14 protein-coding genes are annotated in these 17,246 nt (G+C 33.4%); 8 read left to right on the top strand and 6 right to left on the bottom strand.

Features of this window, described 5'->3' with window-relative positions; genetic code table 11:
* Positions 1-8: 8 nt before the first annotated feature.
* From ACSVH2_RS01715 to ACSVH2_RS01735, 5 genes are all read left to right on the top strand, one after another.
* Positions 9-1,550, top strand: coding sequence for a glycine--tRNA ligase (locus ACSVH2_RS01715; protein WP_438091435.1), 1,542 nt, complete (start codon positions 9-11; stop codon positions 1,548-1,550).
* A gap of 255 nt (positions 1,551-1,805) precedes the next feature.
* Positions 1,806-2,684: a LytR/AlgR family response regulator transcription factor gene (locus ACSVH2_RS01720; protein WP_438091436.1), complete on the top strand. Its 879-nt coding sequence runs from the start codon at positions 1,806-1,808 to the stop codon at positions 2,682-2,684.
* Positions 2,685-2,933: 249 nt separating this feature from the next.
* Entirely contained in the window at positions 2,934-3,200 is a 267-nt protein-coding gene (locus ACSVH2_RS01725) for a hypothetical protein (RefSeq protein ID WP_438091437.1), read from the top strand.
* 191 nt (positions 3,201-3,391) lie between these two features.
* Positions 3,392-5,341, top strand: coding sequence for a tetratricopeptide repeat protein (locus tag ACSVH2_RS01730; protein WP_438091438.1), 1,950 nt, complete (start codon positions 3,392-3,394; stop codon positions 5,339-5,341).
* Positions 5,338-6,003 (top strand): response regulator, encoded by a 666-nt coding sequence (locus tag ACSVH2_RS01735; protein WP_438091439.1) that lies wholly within the window; start codon positions 5,338-5,340, stop codon positions 6,001-6,003. The genes ACSVH2_RS01730 and ACSVH2_RS01735 overlap by 4 nt, the downstream gene beginning before the upstream one ends.
* Positions 6,004-6,205: 202 nt before the next feature.
* On the opposite strand, the gene ACSVH2_RS01740 is transcribed toward ACSVH2_RS01735, so the two are convergent.
* Together ACSVH2_RS01740 and thiL are read right to left on the bottom strand one after the other, a co-directional pair.
* Positions 6,206-6,733: a DUF3575 domain-containing protein gene (locus ACSVH2_RS01740; protein WP_438091440.1), complete on the bottom strand. Its 528-nt coding sequence runs from the start codon at positions 6,731-6,733 to the stop codon at positions 6,206-6,208.
* Positions 6,734-6,802: 69 nt separating this feature from the next.
* A complete protein-coding gene (thiL, locus tag ACSVH2_RS01745; protein ID WP_438091441.1) occupies positions 6,803-7,849 on the bottom strand; it encodes a thiamine-phosphate kinase in 1,047 nt (348 codons plus the stop codon).
* A gap of 166 nt (positions 7,850-8,015) precedes the next feature.
* Here thiL and ACSVH2_RS01750 point away from each other — a divergent pair, with 166 nt between their 5' ends.
* The 3 genes from ACSVH2_RS01750 (at position 8,016) to ACSVH2_RS01760 (ending at position 13,557) form a co-directional block, all read left to right on the top strand.
* Entirely contained in the window at positions 8,016-8,891 is an 876-nt protein-coding gene (locus tag ACSVH2_RS01750; protein ID WP_438091442.1) for an ABC transporter ATP-binding protein, read from the top strand.
* A gap of 1 nt (position 8,892) precedes the next feature.
* Positions 8,893-12,540, top strand: a complete 3,648-nt coding sequence (locus ACSVH2_RS01755) for a M1 family aminopeptidase (RefSeq protein WP_438091443.1) — start codon at positions 8,893-8,895, stop codon at positions 12,538-12,540.
* An 87-nt stretch (positions 12,541-12,627) separates the two neighbouring features.
* Positions 12,628-13,557, top strand: a complete 930-nt coding sequence (locus ACSVH2_RS01760) for a 1-phosphofructokinase family hexose kinase (protein WP_438091444.1) — start codon at positions 12,628-12,630, stop codon at positions 13,555-13,557.
* 15 nt (positions 13,558-13,572) lie between these two features.
* On the opposite strand, the gene ACSVH2_RS01765 is transcribed toward ACSVH2_RS01760, so the two are convergent.
* The 4 genes from ACSVH2_RS01765 to ACSVH2_RS01780 form a co-directional block, all read right to left on the bottom strand.
* Positions 13,573-13,878, bottom strand: coding sequence for a type II toxin-antitoxin system RelE/ParE family toxin (locus tag ACSVH2_RS01765; RefSeq protein ID WP_438091445.1), 306 nt, complete (start codon positions 13,876-13,878; stop codon positions 13,573-13,575).
* Between the two features lie 2 nt (positions 13,879-13,880).
* Positions 13,881-14,102 (bottom strand): hypothetical protein, encoded by a 222-nt coding sequence (locus ACSVH2_RS01770; RefSeq protein WP_438091446.1) that lies wholly within the window; start codon positions 14,100-14,102, stop codon positions 13,881-13,883.
* Positions 14,103-14,199: 97 nt separating this feature from the next.
* Entirely contained in the window at positions 14,200-15,996 is a 1,797-nt protein-coding gene (gene lepA / locus ACSVH2_RS01775; protein ID WP_438091447.1) for a translation elongation factor 4, read from the bottom strand.
* Positions 15,997-16,141: 145 nt separating this feature from the next.
* A complete protein-coding gene (locus tag ACSVH2_RS01780; RefSeq protein ID WP_438091448.1) occupies positions 16,142-17,122 on the bottom strand; it encodes a YihY/virulence factor BrkB family protein in 981 nt (326 codons plus the stop codon).
* Positions 17,123-17,246 lie beyond the last annotated feature (124 nt).

Here is a 17,246-nt window from a genome sequence, read left to right on the forward strand (position 1 = left end):
GCACCATTATGGCAAAACAAGAAGATTTATTTAAGAATGTAGTTTCGCATGCAAAAGAGTACGGATTTATTTTTCCGTCAAGCGAAATCTATGATGGATTGAGCGCAGTCTATGATTATGCGCAAAACGGAGTAGAACTAAAAAAGAATATTAGAGAATATTGGTGGAAAGCTATGGTGCAAATGCACGAAAACATTGTTGGCCTTGATGCCGCAATCCTAATGCATCCAACCACATGGAAAGCTTCAGGTCACGTTGATGCGTTTAACGACCCATTGATAGACAACAAAGACTCTAAAAAAAGATACCGAGCCGATGTTTTAATTGAGGATTATGCCGAAAAATTAAACCTAAAAGCCAAAAAGAAAATCGAAAAAGCAAGAGAACGTTTTGGCGCTTCTTTTGACGAAGAACAATACAAAACCACCAATCCTCGCGTGATGGAATATCTTTCGAAAGAAAGAGAAATTCTAGAAAGAATGGGACGTTCATTGGGAAATGGTGATTTAGAAGATGTAAAAGCATTAATCGAAGAACTAGAAATAGCCGACCCAGAAACGGGTTCTAGAAACTGGACTGAAGTACGCCAATTCAACTTAATGTTTGGAACAAAATTAGGAGCTTCTGCAGATACTGCCATGGATTTATATTTGCGCCCAGAAACTGCTCAAGGAATTTTTGTCAATTTCTTAAACGTGCAAAAAACTGGTAGAATGAAAATTCCTTTTGGAATTGCACAAACCGGAAAAGCATTTAGAAACGAAATCGTAGCGCGCCAATTTATTTTCCGCATGCGCGAGTTTGAACAAATGGAAATGCAATTCTTTGTAAAACCAGGCGAAGAAATGAAATGGTATGAATACTGGAAAACCACTCGTTTAAACTGGCATTTATCATTAGGTTTAGGAAAGGAAAATTACCGTTTTCACGATCATGAAAAATTAGCGCATTATGCTAATGCTGCTGCTGATATTGAATTTAATTTCCCTTTTGGTTTCAAAGAATTAGAAGGAATTCACTCCAGAACCGACTTCGATTTAAAAGCACACGAACAATATTCTGGTAAAAAATTACAGTATTTTGATAATGATACCAACTCAAGCTACGTTCCTTATGTAGTGGAAACATCGGTTGGTTTGGACAGAATGTTCTTGGCGGTTTTTGCTACATCATTGCAAGAAGAAACCTTGGAAGATGGTTCAACACGTACAGTTTTACGTTTACCAAGTGTTTTAGCACCAACAAAAGCAGCTGTTTTACCATTAGTTAAAAAAGATGGTTTGCCAGAAGTCGCTCAAAGCATAATTGACGATTTAAAATGGGATTTCAATGTTGCCTATGATGAAAAAGATGCTGTAGGAAGACGTTATAGAAGACAAGATGCATTGGGAACACCATTTTGCATCACGGTTGACCACCAAACTTTGGAAGACCAAACCGTAACCATTCGTCATCGAGATTCTATGGCTCAAGACCGTGTTAAAATAGCAGATTTAAAAACTATTATAGGAAACGAAGTTTCTATGAAAAATTGGTTGATGAAAATCTAAAAAATATTCTTAGCGAAAGGAAACAACTCAATCCCAAATTCATCCCGAAGTCTCGAATGAATTTGGGATTTTTATTTTTTGTAAGTATTTATAACAATAAATAAGCACATATTAACAGTATTGCCATTTCTGTCAACAATTTTTACAAAATAACATTCCAACTTCTATTTTCGTTCTAACGAAAAACACAAAAGTTTCCCCCAAAACTACCTGTTTTCACCTATTGATGCTTTCCAGGATTATAAGGAAAGCTACATGAGTCACACTTTTATAATTATTGATGACAATCAAGACGATGTCACGAAAACTCAGGCCATTGCTGAGCGTTTTCACAATTTGTCTTTCTTGGCTTCCGCCAATAATTATGACGATGGTGTAAATCTAATCCTTGAACACCAACCTCAGCTTGTTTTCCTCGAAATTGATCCTTCTGATAAAAAGAGTAATCTTTCCTTAAGCTTAATTAATGAATTGTATCGCTTTCTGCCGGTAGTTCCAAAAATCATCATTACTTCCAGTAAAAAAGAGTTGGCTTATGATGCGCTGAAATATGAAGTCATTGATTATTTGCTAAAACCATTAGACGTAAATGATTTTAGAAAAGCCATTCTAAAATTTGACAGAGCTATAAAATCCAACTTACCACATTCAGAAGTTAAAAATCCCGTGGCTACTTTTGAAGTGTTAGACGAAACTTTAGTGGAAGATTTGGAAACAGAAAACGAGGTGGAAATAAAAACGGTTCCAACTTCTGAAAAACCAATTGTAGTTCAAAAAGAACAATCGCTCATCATTTGTGTTAAATCCTATGGCGATTATCGCTACATTGACTCAACTGACATACTTTATTTTGAAGCCGATAATAACTCCACTGATATTCATTTGAACAATGGCGAAATGATTACCGCGTTTAAAACCTTAAAACATTTTGAAACGGTTTTACCACAACTACAATTTTTACGCATTCATAATAGTTACATTATTAATGTAAATCAAGTTTCCAGAATTCATACCGGAAACACTGTTTGTTATATTAAAAATTCTACTACCAAACTTCCATTCTCTAAATCCTATAAAGAGAATGTTGATTTAATCATCAGCCGTATTGCTGGAGGCAACTATTTAGAGATTTAAAACCTTAGTTATCCACAAGTATTGCCAATTATCAACAAAAAATGGCAAAAACGCAAAAACCATTCACCCCGATTTGGCTATCATTCACTATCAAACGATAGCATTCTACCATAAACCCCTTTATTCATGGGGATTTACAAAGACATCCTTTTTAGTTTTACATCGTGAAAGTACCACAAGCCTCAAATCAAGTTTAGGGTATACACATTATAACGAAACAAAAACATAAACAATAAAAAGTCTCAAATTATGAAAAAATTAGCAACAACTTTCGGATTATTAGCTTTAATGCTTGTAGTGACGTCATTTACAACTCCTACAGGAGGAAGAACCCCAGGTGGTTTCGGTATAGCTTCTGAAACAGGTGGAAGAACTCCAGGTGGTTTTGGAATAGCTTCTGAAACAGGAGGAAGAACTCCAGGTGGTTTCGGTATAGCTTCTGAAACAGGAGGAAGAACTCCAGGTGGTTTTGGTTTTAACCTTGAAAGAGGTTCAATAATGCCTGCTACTAACTAATACATAAAATATTTCATCACACAAAAGCTATCAAAATTTTGATAGCTTTTTTTTTATTGTATATATTTACCTTTTTAAGAAAAATATTTACTTTGAAACAAAGTTCGTTTATACTGCTGGCATTTCTTTTTTTTAGTTGCAATCAAAAAAAGACTTCTAATTCAGATATTTTAAAATCTAATGATAGTCTAGTGTTATATAGTAAGCTATTATCTGATGATAAAAAAAGCTTTGAACTCAAAACAGCTGCTTCAAAAAAAACTATAGAACTTGCAGAAAAAAAAGAAAATAGTCAAGCTAAAAGAGATGCCCTTCTTAATGTGATTACTTTTCAAGTGCTTAATCAAGACTATTATCGGTTTGATTATGCCTACAAAACCTTACTTGAAAATGCTATTTCGGCAAAAGATTCCTTAAATATTGCGAATGCTTATCGTTATAAAGCGAGCTATTTAAAAAATAATGCAGTATATGACAGCGCGTTTTACTTTTATGGCAAATCTGAAGAACTTTATAAAAATCTTAATGATGATGAAGGCTATGGTAATGTATTACTCAACAAAAGTACAACACAATATTTTGCCAATGACTTTTTAAGAGCGGATGTAACTGGAGTACGAGCATACAATATTCTTAAAAATCTTGATGATAAATACAAAATTTACATTATTCTCACAATTCTAGGTAATATAAATAATGAACTTAGTGACTATGACAAGGCACTTGACTACCACAAAAAAGCATTAGAAATCATAGATAAATATGATGTTGATAATGACCAACATCCAAGAGCCACTGCGCTTAACAACATTGGTCACACCTATAAACTTCAAAAAAATTACAAAGAAGCGATAAACTATTTCAATCTGGCGTTAGAAAACAAAAAATTAGTAAACGATACTCCCGATTTATACGTTTTGCTCTTAGACAATCTTGCCTATTGTAAATTAAAAATAAAAGACTATAGCAGTTTGCCTGGAATGTTTCTAGAGTCCTTAAAAATTAGTGACAGTCTTAAATTGTATTCCAATTCTATTTATAGTTTAAATCACCTATCTGAGTTTTATGCCGAGAAAAATGATTTAGAAAACGCCCGAAAATGCTCAGAACGAGCCATGAAACTTGCTGAAATCACAAAATTACCCGTTGATATCTTAAGTGCGTTGAAACAAAGTTCCTTGGTTTTTCCATCGGATGAAGCTAAAAAATATTCTCAAGATTACATCCGAATTAATGACAGTTTACAACAAAAAGAACGAAAATCTCAAGAAAAATTTGCCAGAATTTCTCTAGAAACTGATGAAATAATTCAAGAAAAAGACGTCCTCGAAGACCGCAACCGCAAACTCCTCTACATTTTTGTAACCACTATTATTTTAACATCATTATTATTTGTAGTAAGAGCACAAAGGGCTAGAACTCGAGAATTATTATACAAACAAGCGCAACAAAAAGCCAATGAAGATATTTTTAATTTGATGATGTCCCAACAATCCATTATTGACGAGAGCAGAGATAAAGAAAAGAAACGATTAGCGCAGGATTTACATGATGGTGTTTTGGGAAGAATGTTTGGTTTGCGTTTAAATTTGGATAGTTTAAACAATAATAACGATGATGAAACTGTCAAACGAAGATTTGAATTGTTAAACGAATTAAAAACCATAGAACAAGACATTCGTGAAATTTCGCATGATTTAAACAGAGAAAAACAAGTTTTAATTAATAACTTTGTTTCCATCGTTCATAATTTATTAGAAGAACAACGCGCTTCTTATCAGGCCAATTTGAAATATACGATTGACAACCATGTTAATTGGGACAAAGTCAATAACGCTATAAAAATCAATATGTACCGTATCTTGCAAGAAGGTTTGCAGAACATTAATAAATATGCGAATGCAAGCAATATTTCGGTTGAGATAAAAGGCGATAAAGAAAATTTATATTTAAAAATTAAAGACGACGGAATTGGTTTTGATGTCAACAAAAAAAGCAAAGGTATTGGAATGCAAAATATGATTTCTAGAACACATGATTGCCAGGGAATTATTGACATCAATTCTAAAAAAGATAACGGAACCCAAATAGTGATAACTATTCCATTACAAACTAAACAACTAATTGTAGAAGAAGCATGAAAAAACTAATGAATATTTTAATTGTAGATGATCATCCATTTATAATTGAAGCCTACAAAAATGCCATCAACAAATACAGTCAGCAAGGACAAGAGTTTATGATAACGCAAGCAGGCAACTGCAAAGCGGGTTATGAATACATAGTTGAAGCAACAGAACCTTTTGACATTGCATTTTTTGACATCAGTATGCCCGAATATGCCGAAAAAGGGATTTATTCGGGAGAAGATTTGGCTATGCTTATGAAAACGGAAATGCCCGAGTGTAAAATTATACTTTTGACCATGCACACGGAATTATTGAAAATAAACAATATCATCAAAAACATCAATCCAAGCGGTTTAATTATCAAAAACGATTTAACCTTTGACGAATTGCTTTTTGCCTTTGATAAAATCATCAAAAACGAGAGTTATTATAGTCAAACTGTAATAAAATTGGTTGGTCAAGCACAATACAATAACATCGAATTGGATGTTTTTGATAAACAAATCTTATTTCATTTATCAAAAGGAGTAAAAACTAAAGATTTACCACAATATATTCCGCTATCGCTTAGTGCCATTGAGAAACGCAAGTTGAATATTCGTGAAATATTGGAGGTAAAAGGTGGAAGTGATATTGATTTAATTCGCGAAGCCAAGCATAAAGGTGTCATTTAACGATTATACGGGAAACCGTAATGAAATATGCGGGAAACCGTAACAAACTAATAACCCACACTGACTACTTTAGCGCTATGATTACAGGGTTAGTTTTGTAGATGCAAGAGTAGTAATTTGAAAAAATTCTATTCGTTTACGAAGCTTAAAAAAAGGGGGAAAGCCGTCTCAAAATTTGAGGCGGCTTTTTATTTTGTGTCTTTTAAAATCGGTAACCTACTGTAATGCCAGCTCTTCCAATTAGCTCATAATCTCTATCATCATATTGATTGTTGAACAAATTTCGGCCAATACCAGTATTTATTTCCAAAAGCAATCCTTTTTTGGTAACCCATTTTCCTCCTAAACCTATTCCAAGAGCAAAATCGGTGAGTGTTTTTTGTTCATAATAATAATCAGGTTCATCAGTAACATAATCATCAACATTATTCAACATTCCAAAAGCTTCTCCAAAAAATCCTGATGCAGGTTTCTTGCCAAAATAATATCGATAGTATCCTGTAAAAGTGTAATTGATATCCCAATTATCACTGTCAAAAGGCAAATTAACAGCAATTCCAACACCCGATTCTTCATTTAAAATTCTTTCATAGGAAAATTCAAAGCTTCCTAAAACTAAAAATAAGGCATTGCCTTTTAATTCGTTTCTTTTAAAATCTTGACTCTGTGTTTCTTGACTAAACGCAAATAGTGAACAAAGCAAAAATGAAAGTACTATTAATTTTCTCATGTTTTTTTCTTTAAAAGTATCAATTCAAATGGTGATAAAAAATATTTTAACACTTCTTTTCAAAGTTTATTATTCTTGTAATGCATCCCAACCTCTAGCTTTCAAAGGAATTTTGGTATTAGCTCTTGTTATTAAATGTGTTCCTTCGCTTTCTTGAACCATGTGTCCAATTACCGTGAAATTAGGATTGGCTTTTATCTTGTTGAAATCATCTAAAGCAATGGTAAAAAGCAATTCATAATCTTCGCCTCCATTAATAGCAACAGTGGTACTGTCGATATTAAATTCTTCACATACATTGATAAACTGTGGGTCAACCGGAATTTTTTCTTCATATAAATTACAACCCACTTTGCTTTGTTTGCAAATATGAATAATTTCCGAAGACAATCCGTCCGAAATATCAATCATAGAAGTGGGTTTTACTTCTAGTTTTTCTAATAAAATTCGAATATCGTGACGCGCTTCTGGTTTTAATTGGCGTTCAATTAAATAGGTATAGGCATCTAAATCGGGCTGATTATTGGGATTTACCTGAAACACTTGTTTTTCGCGTTCCAAAACTTGTAAGCCCATGTAAGCCGAACCTAAATCGCCTGTAACCACTAACAAATCACCATCTTTTGCGCCGTTTCTATACACAATTTCGTCTTCATTGGCTTCGCCTATAGCCGTAATAGAAATAACCAAACCTTTTTGGGAAGAAGTAGTATCGCCACCAATAACATCTACATTATAAAATTTAGCCGCCAATGCAATTCCGTCAAACAACTCTTCCAAAGCTTCTAGCGGAAAACGATTAGAAACCGCTACTGAGACTGTAATTTGGGTTGGAGTGGCATTCATAGCACAAATGTCTGAAACATTGACCACAACCGCTTTGTAGCCCAAATGACGCAAAGGCATATAGGACAAATCAAAATGAACGCCTTCAATCAACAAATCAGTTGAAACAACTACTTTTTTGTCTTTGAAATCTAGAACTGCAGCATCATCGCCCATACTTTTTAGTGTTGAGGGTTGTTTTACATCAAAGTTTTTGGTCAAATGATTAATTAAGGCAAATTCGCCCAATTGTGATAACGGTGTTCGTTGTGGAGTTTTATCTTCTAACATGATTATTGTTTTCCAAAGTTTAAGGTGGCAAAGGTACAATGTTTTTAATTTATGTTTTTTTGCTTTTTAAATTCTCATGTAGTACTTTTAAAAAAAAGTAATTATTTGTAACAAACAATCGTAAAAGCTACAAATAGACATCTGTAAAATTTATAAAAAGCACATTATGAAATTGAAAATAAACAATTTAAGCAAAACGTATAGTAATGGCGTAAAAGCGCTAGACAATTTAAATCTTGAAATTGGTTCGGGAATGTTTGGGCTTTTAGGTCCAAATGGTGCAGGAAAATCAAGTTTAATGAGAACGATTGCCACTTTGCAAAAACCAGATTCTGGTTCTATTGAATTTGATGGTATCAATGTGCTAGAAAATCAAATGGATTTAAGAAAGGTTTTGGGTTATTTGCCACAAGAATTTGGTGTTTATCCAAACATGTCAGCTGAAAATTTATTAGATTATTTCGCAAGACTAAAAGGTATTTCATCCAAAAATGACCGAAAAGAAATTGTGAAACAGGTTTTAGAAGTAACCAATTTGTATGATGTGAGAACGAAAAATGTAAATGGTTATTCAGGTGGAATGAAACAACGTTTTGGTATTGCGCAATTACTTTTAAACAATCCAAAATTAATTATTGTTGATGAACCAACAGCAGGTTTAGATCCAGCAGAAAGACATCGTTTTTTGAATGTTTTGCGTGAAATAGGAACCAATCATACCGTTATTTTTTCAACACACATTGTTGATGATGTGAAAGAATTGTGTCATGAAATGGCCATCTTAAACGGAGGGAAAATTTTAAGCCATAGTACTCCAAAAGAAGCTACAGAAGCTCTAAAAGGACAAATTTGGACTAAAGTTATTACGAGAGAAACACTTGAAGAAAACGAGAAAGAATTCAATATCATTTCATCCAATTACAATCAAGATAACACGTTAAACATTAGAGTATTTCAAAATGAAAAACCGAATGACAGTTTTGCTGCCGCCGAACCTCAACTGGAAGATGTTTATTTTGTTGCACTAAAAAACGATCAATAACATGTTTGGAACCATTTTTACCTTCGAATTAAAAAGGTGGTTGAAAAATCCATCTTTTTATATCTATGTTGCCATCTTTTTTGGTCTTTCTTTATTATTAATGGGAAGTAGTTTGGGGATTTTTGATAATTTTAAAACCACCACTTCTTCAAATGCAATGGCCAACTCGCCTATTGCTTTAAACGGAATGTTGAACGGATTATCGGTTTTCATTTATTTCTTATTGCCATCCATTGTTGGTGCTTCGGTTTACCGTGATTTTAAATACAACATGCACACCATTTTATTTTCCTATCCGTTTTCGAAATGGGATTATTTAATGAGCAAGTTTTTAAGCTCGTTATTGGTTGTTATTATCATTACTTTGTTTGTGGGATTGGGTGCTTTTTTAGCGTCTTTTTTACCTGGCGTTAATCCGGATTTGCTTGGACCACATCGTTTTATTGCTTACATCCAAAGTTATTTGATTTTCATAATTCCTAATTTAATTTTTTATGGTGTCATTGTATTTTCAATGGTAACCATCACCCGAAATATCTCGGTAGGTTTTATTACGGTTATTTTACTTTTATTTATTCAAAGCATCATCAGTAGCTTTACGCAAGATGCAGATAATCGATACATAGTGGCACTTTTAGAGCCTTTTGGTTCCGATGCTTTGGATTATTACACAAAATATTGGACAGTGTATGAAAAAAATGAAAATTTGCTTCCTTACACTGGTGTGGTGCTCTACAATCGTCTTATTTGGTTGGGAATTTCAACTTTAATTTTAGGGTTAATGTATCGTTATTTTTCGTTTACACAAACGGCTTTAACGCTAGGACGAAGCAGAAATAATGAACGAGTAACCAAAAATAACTTTGGTGGCATTACCAAAATAAATCTTCCCAACATTAGTTTCGATTTTTCCACTAAACAAAACCTAAAAACAGCTTGGAGTTTATCAAACGTTGATTTTAAATTTATTGTTAGGAATTGGGTTTTCATCAGTATTGTTATTGTTGGAATGCTTTTCATACTGATCACTTCCTTGTCAGCAGGACAATTTTTTGGTACCGAAACCTATCCTGTAACCTGGCAAATGTTAGAAATTCCTGGTGCGACATTTAGTTTGTTTATTAATTTATTGACTTTCCTTTTTTCTGGAATTTTAATTCATCGCAGTGCCACTGCCAGAATGAATCATTTGATAGATGTAACACCAACACCTAATTGGGTTTTATTGTCTTCAAAATTTATTGCCATTGTAAAAATGCAAATCGTTCTGTTATCAGTCATTATGATATCAGGGATTTTATTCCAAATTTATAAAGGGTATTATAATTTCGAAATCGGTCATTATTTGTTTGAATTGTATGGTATCGAATTAATTCATTGCATCATTTGGGCACTTTTGGCCATTTTTATTCAAACACTTTTCAAAAATTATTTGTTAGGTTTCTTTGTGCTGTTATTGCTATCAATAGGATTAAGCTTTTTGCCTGCTATTGGTGTAGAACAACAAATTTACCAATTCAATAGTGATCCTGGCTTTGATTATTCCGATATGAATGGTTACGGACATGGCCTAAAATATTACTATTTGTATAAATTTTATTGGTTAGCATTAGGCCTAGTGTTCTTTGCTTTGTCGTTATTATTTTGGACAAGAGGTTTGGGTCAATCAGTAAAACTTCGTTTTGCTGATGCTATCAACCGAATGAAAAAACAAGTCGTAATTCCAATGACGCTTTCCTTTTTAGTGTTTTTAGGAATTGGAAGTGCTATTTATTATGAAAACAATATTGTAAACGAAAGTAAGACTGGAAAAGAGCAAGAAGAAGAAATGGCACAATGGGAAAAGAAATACAAAAAGTATGAAAACAAAGCCCAGCCAAGAATTACGGATGTAAAAGTAGACATGGATTTGTTCCCAGAAGAGCGGAATTTTGTTGCCAATGGTACTTATACTTTAAAAAATAAAACATCCCAAACCATTGATACCATTTTTGTAAACCATGGAAAATACACAAAAGTAGCTTTTAAAGTAAAAACAAAATTAGTTTCAAAAGACACCGTTATGAATTTTGATATGTATCGACTAGAACAACCTTTAATGCCAGGTGATTCTATTCAAATGAGTTTTACGGTAAAAAATAAACCTAATGATTTTTTCAATGACAATTCTCCGGTTATTTACAACGGAACGTTCTTGAACAATTCAATGTTTCCTTCCATTGGTTATTCAGACCAAGGTGAACTAACTGATGATGATGTTAGAAAAAAATATGGATTAAAACCAAAAGACAGAATGGCAACTCCAATGGATAGTATCGCGAGAAGAAACACTTATATAAGTAGTGATGCCGATTGGATTACGTTTGAAACCACTGTGAGCACGGCTGGAGATCAAACAGCCATTGCGCCAGGTTATTTGACTAAAAAATGGACAAAAGACGGCAGAAACTATTTTCATTACAAAATGGATAGAAAAATGCTGAATTTTTATGCTTTCAATTCGGCTAAATATGAGGTTAAAAAAGACAAATGGAAAAATGTAAACATCGAAATTTATTACCACAAAGGACATGAATACAATGTAGGCAGAATGATTGCTGCTGTTAAAAAATCGTTGGATTATTACACAACCAATTTTAGTCCATACCAACACAAACAAGTTCGAATCATAGAATTTCCAAAAACGGGTGGTGGATTTGCACAGTCATTTGCCAATACCATTCCGTTTTCTGAAGCTATAGGATTTATTGCTGCTGTTGACGATGAAAACCCAGATGCAGTTGATTATCCTTTTGCGGTTACTTCACACGAAGTAGCGCACCAATGGTGGGCGCATCAAGTAATTGGAGCCAATGTGCAAGGTGCAACGCTTTTATCCGAGAGTTTATCAGAATACAGTTCGCTAAAAGTTTTAGAACATACTTACGGAAAATCCCAAATGCGCAAATTCTTGAAAGATGCTTTGGACAGTTACCTTCAAGGAAGAACTTTTGAAAGTAAAAAAGAACAACCCTTGATGTTTAATGAAAACCAACAATACATTCATTACAATAAAGGTTCGTTAGTTTTATATGCTTTGAGTGATTTTATTGGAGAGAAAAAAATGAATGATGCGCTCAAAGGATATATTAAAAAAGTAGCCTATCAAGAAGCGCCATATACCAATTCTATTGAGCTTGTAAACGAACTGAAAGCAGCAACTCCCGATAGTTTACAATATCTAATAAATGACATGTTTGAAACCATAACTTTGTATGACAATAGAGTAAGCAAAGCCACTTCTAAAAAATTGCCTAACGGTAAATACCAAGTTGACATCGAATTTGAAGTAACCAAATACAAAGCAGACGATACTGGAAAACGAATTTTTAAAGATAAAAAAGGCAAAACGTTAACATACACCAAAAAAGGAGATAAGTTTGCCTCAGAATCTTATCCGTTAAACGATTATACTGAAATTGGTGTTTTCTGTAAACAAACCGTGAAAGGAGAAAAAAGAGATAAAGAATTGTACTTAAAGAAAATTAAAATCAACAAAATCAACAATTCTATTTCTATAATTGTAAACGAAAAACCTACTGAAGTTGGTGTTGATCCCTACAATAAATTGATTGACACCAATTCTGATGACAACAGAAGAGAATTATAAAGTAAGAAAGGTGGAGTTTTAGCTTCACCTTTTTTTATCTTTATAATGAAAAACATCTTCAACCATAAATTAAAAATTTAACTTTAAATGAAACCTACTTCAATTGTTACACTCACCATTAATCCATCTTTGGACAAAAGCACTCATTTTCCTTTACTAGTATCCGAACAAAAAATACGTTGCGAAAAACCAAGATATGATGCTGGTGGCGGTGGCATTAATGTTTCAAAAGCGATTTCAAAACTCGGTGGAAAATCCACTTGTGTGTTTACTTCTGGTGGTTCTCCAGGTGAATTGTTAGAAGAATTAATCAACAAGGAAGGAATAGAAAGCATCGTTATAAAAACCAAAAATTGGACAAGAGAAAACTTCATTGCTTTTGAAAACTCGACTAAATCGCAATATCGTTTTGGATTTCCCGGTAATGAAATTTTGGAAGATGAAGCAGTTAAAATACTCGAAGTAATATCAAATTTACATGCGGAATATTTAGTCATAAGTGGCAGTTTGAATGAAGGATTACCAACAGATTTTTATCAAAAAATAGCAAAAACCGCTAAAGCTTCCAATATAAAAGTAATTGTAGATACTTCTGGAGAACCTTTACAAAAAATTCTAGAAACGGGAGTTTATTTAATCAAACCAAACATTGGTGAACTCGCAAAACTAATTGGTGTTGAGCGATTAACATTACCCGAAGTAGAAAAAGCAGCACAAACCTTAATCGAAAAAGGAAGTGCCGAAATTGTAGTGGTTTCCCTTGGAGCGGAAGGTGCCATTTTAGTTTCAAAAGACATCACCGAATTTGTAGCAGCTCCAAAAGCTGAAAAGAAAAGTACCGTTGGCGCTGGTGATAGTATGGTTGGCGGCATGGTTTGGGCTTTATCTCAAAACAAAACACTGAAAGAAGTAATTCAAATGGGCGTTTGTTGTGGAACTGCTGCTACCATGAACGAAGGAACGCAGCTTTTTAAAGTGGAAGATGTGATGCGATTGTTTGAGGAAATGAAGGGATAAACTCCGTCAAGTCTTTTATTTATTATTTCTATTCCAAATCTCAGGATTTCTTGAAGTATGAAAAATTGCAAAAATATTTACCGTTTTTAATTCTTCATTAATTTTATAATGTATCAAAAAAGGAAATTTGTCAATTTTCTTGCAGCGAATTTCTTTGTATTTTATAGAGAAGATATAGGGATCTTTTTTCAGAGCATTAATTTGCTTTTTTACCTGATTGGTATAACGTTTTCCTAATCCTTTCAATTGAAGTTCATACCAATCTTGTGCTTGTTGAATATCCGCAAAAGCATCAATATCAATTTTTAATTTATAACTCAAGATTATAAATTTTTAGAAACTTTATCCCAATCCAAAAGTCTGTTCGTGTCTGATTCTGCTTTAGCAACACGGCTTAAAACTATCTTTTGATGCTCTATTGGAATTTCGATTTCATCATTCCATATAGCGTCGTTAATTTTCAATCTATCTTTTGGAGATAATTGTTTTACTGCTTCAACCAACTGATTTATATTCAGGTTGATATTTAGTTTTATTGCTTCCATAGTAACAAATTTACTAAAATTATTTCTAATCAAAAAACCCAACAACTTTCGTAATTGGGTTCAGTCTTAATACTTAATACTTTTATCTTAATACTTCTTAATCATTCAACTTCAAAACTGCCATAAACGCTTCTTGTGGAATTTCAACATTTCCTACTAAACGCATACGTTTTTTTCCTTTTTTCTGTTTTTCCAAAAGTTTACGTTTACGCGAAATATCACCACCATAACATTTGGCAGTAACGTCTTTACGCAATGCTTTTATAGTTTCACGAGCTATGATTTTAGCACCAATTGCCGCTTGAATCGGAATATCAAATTGTTGTCTTGGAATTAACTCTCGTAGTTTTTCACACATTTTTTTTCCAATGTGATACGCATTACTTTCATGAATTAAAGCAGAAAGCGCATCAACAGATTGCCCGTTTAACAACACATCTAGTTTTACTAATTTTGATGTTCGCATTCCAATAGGTGAATAATCAAACGAAGCATATCCTTTGGAAACTGTTTTCAATCTGTCATAAAAATCGAATACAATTTCTGCCAAAGGCATGTCAAAATTTAGTTCTACTCTTTCTGTAGTTAAATAGGTTTGATTGGTAATCACACCTCGTTTTTCAATACACAAACTCATCACATTTCCTACATAATCTGCTTTGGTAATGATGGTTGCTTTTATATATGGTTCTTCAACTCGGTCTAATCGAGATGGTTCTGGCAAATCAGATGGATTATTAACGACAAAAGGTGTCTCGGGATCTTTTTTGGTGTAAGCCATGTAGGAAACGTTGGGAACTGTAGTAATTACAGTCATATCAAACTCACGTTCCAATCGTTCTTGGATAATTTCCATGTGCAACATTCCTAAGAATCCACAACGGAAACCAAAGCCCAAAGCAGCTGAACTTTCTGGAAGAAAAACTAAGGAAGCATCGTTCAATTGTAATTTTTCCATCGAATTTCGCAATTCTTCATAATCTTCGGTATCAACAGGATAAATTCCAGCGAAAACCATTGGTTTTACATCTTCAAAACCCACAATCATATTAGTCGTTGGTGTTTTGGCATCTGTCAAGGTATCACCTACTTTTACTTCTTTTGCCTCTTTTATTCCTGAAATCAAATAGCCAACATCGCCAGTAGAAATAACATCTTTTGGCACTTGATTTAACTTCAAAGTTCCTACTTCATCGGCAAAATATTCTTTGCCCGTTGCCATGAATTTGATTTTTTGGCCTTTGCGAATCTCACCATTTTTTATACGAAAAATAACTTCAATTCCTCTAAAAGGATTGTAATGCGAATCAAAAATCAAGGCTTGAAGCGGTTCGTCTTTAACTCCTTTTGGTGGTGGTATTTTTTCAATAATAGCTGCCAAAATATTTTCAACCCCAAAACCAGTTTTACCCGAAGCATGAATAATATCTTCTAATTTACATCCTAATAAATCGATAATGTCATCACTAACTTCTTCTGGATTAGCGCTTAGTAAATCCACTTTATTCAAAACCGGAATAATTTCCAAGTCGTTTTCTAAAGCTAAGTATAAATTTGAAATCGTTTGTGCCTGAATACTTTGCGCTGCATCTACAATTAACAAAGCGCCTTCACAAGCTGCAATAGATCGGGAAACTTCATAAGAGAAATCAACGTGTCCTGGAGTATCAATTAGGTTCAGAATATAATCTTCGCCTTTGTATTTATATTCCATTTGAATAGCGTGACTTTTTATGGTAATCCCACGTTCGCGCTCCAAGTCCATGTTGTCTAGCAATTGTGCTTTTTCTTCACGAGCTGTAACGGTTTGTGTCGCACCAAGAAGTCTATCGGCAAGCGTACTTTTTCCGTGGTCAATATGTGCAATAATGCAAAAATTTCTAATATGCTTCATCTTCGTAAATCTGTCAATTTTTTGGGCAAAATGCTAACGCATTTAATCGGCAAATATAAGGCAAAGTTTTGATTTAAAAGGATAAGCAAGTAAATTCCATGTAAAGCAATTTTTTGTTGTTGTTTTAAGATTTTGTTGAAGTTTTCTAACCTGATTTTGTATCTGGTTTTACGACAACACTTGCATCTGGTTTTGCTGTATCTGGAAGAATGTTTACTTCTTTTTCTCTTTCAAATTGTTCCACATATACCGCATAATCAGCCGGTTCAATCCTTGCTCCAGTATACTCGGCATAAACTCTTGTAAACTCTGCTCCAAAATATAATATTGCCGCAGTGTAATACACCCAAACCAATATCACAATCAACGATCCCGCTGAGCCATAAGCTGAGCCTGTGCTTGTAAAAATGATATAAATCCCAATCAATAAACGACCAAGCATAAAAAGACAAGCTGTAAAAAAAGCACCAGATCTAACATCTTTCCAAGCAATTTTAGCGTCGGGAAGCACTTTAAAAATCACTCCAAACAGTGTTGTAATTACTATAAAACTAAGAATGATATTGGCAATTTGGAAAATAATCAGCGTGACATCGGGGAAATAATTTTTCAGCCACTCACTTAGCGCAAGCAAAGCTCCGTTTACCATTAAAGATACAATTAGTAAGAAACCAAGTCCTACAATTAAGGAAGAAGAAAGTAATCTGTCTTTGATTAGTTTCAGCCAACCTCTTTTTGGTTTTGCTTTTACTCTCCAAATACTATTTATGGAGTCTTGAATTTCAACAAAAATGCTTGTAGCACCAATAAACAATGTTACCGAACCAATAATAATGGCTGTAGTTGTTTTTCCTGAAAGCTCCATATTCTTGATAATATCCTGAATTTGGGCTGCTGCTTCATTACCGATAAGACCATTTATTTCGCCAAAAATTTTCCCTTGAATGGCTTCTCGTCCAAAAAAAATACTGGCTAATGAAATCATTAATAACAAAAGTGGCGCTAATGAGAAAACCGTATAATATGAAAGAGATGCACTAAATTTCAATGCACGATCGTCTATAAAACTTTGAAAAGTGTCTTTCAATATTCTCAGAGCGGTCTTGATTGTAATTCTTATTTCCATCAGTGCATAATTATTCAATAACAAAGCTACTTAGTTAAGGCAGAAAGAAATTATACTATTTCTTGATATTGTTATATAATTTAGAGTAACGGCATCATGATTTCTAGTTAATATAAAAAATTGT

This window comes from Flavobacterium sp. RSB2_4_14 (genome assembly GCF_051547085.1).
In the GTDB taxonomy this organism is placed as follows: Bacteria; Bacteroidota; Bacteroidia; order Flavobacteriales; family Flavobacteriaceae; genus Flavobacterium.

Bases quoted from the DNA above. Each gene is read 5' to 3' on its own strand.
- ACSVH2_RS01715 (WP_438091435.1), top strand. From the start codon at position 9: ATGGCAAAACAAGAAGATTTATTTAAGAATGTAGTTTCGCATGCAAAA.
- ACSVH2_RS01720 (WP_438091436.1), top strand. From the start codon at position 1,806: ATGAGTCACACTTTTATAATTATTGATGACAATCAAGACGATGTCACG.
- ACSVH2_RS01725 (WP_438091437.1), top strand. From the start codon at position 2,934: ATGAAAAAATTAGCAACAACTTTCGGATTATTAGCTTTAATGCTTGTA.
- ACSVH2_RS01735 (WP_438091439.1), top strand. From the start codon at position 5,338: ATGAAAAAACTAATGAATATTTTAATTGTAGATGATCATCCATTTATA.
- ACSVH2_RS01740 (WP_438091440.1), bottom strand. From the start codon at position 6,733: ATGAGAAAATTAATAGTACTTTCATTTTTGCTTTGTTCACTATTTGCG.
- thiL (WP_438091441.1), bottom strand. From the start codon at position 7,849: ATGTTAGAAGATAAAACTCCACAACGAACACCGTTATCACAATTGGGC.
- ACSVH2_RS01750 (WP_438091442.1), top strand. From the start codon at position 8,016: ATGAAATTGAAAATAAACAATTTAAGCAAAACGTATAGTAATGGCGTA.
- ACSVH2_RS01755 (WP_438091443.1), top strand. From the start codon at position 8,893: ATGTTTGGAACCATTTTTACCTTCGAATTAAAAAGGTGGTTGAAAAAT.
- ACSVH2_RS01760 (WP_438091444.1), top strand. From the start codon at position 12,628: ATGAAACCTACTTCAATTGTTACACTCACCATTAATCCATCTTTGGAC.
- ACSVH2_RS01770 (WP_438091446.1), bottom strand. From the start codon at position 14,102: ATGGAAGCAATAAAACTAAATATCAACCTGAATATAAATCAGTTGGTT.
- lepA (WP_438091447.1), bottom strand. From the start codon at position 15,996: ATGAAGCATATTAGAAATTTTTGCATTATTGCACATATTGACCACGGA.
- ACSVH2_RS01780 (WP_438091448.1), bottom strand. From the start codon at position 17,122: ATGGAAATAAGAATTACAATCAAGACCGCTCTGAGAATATTGAAAGAC.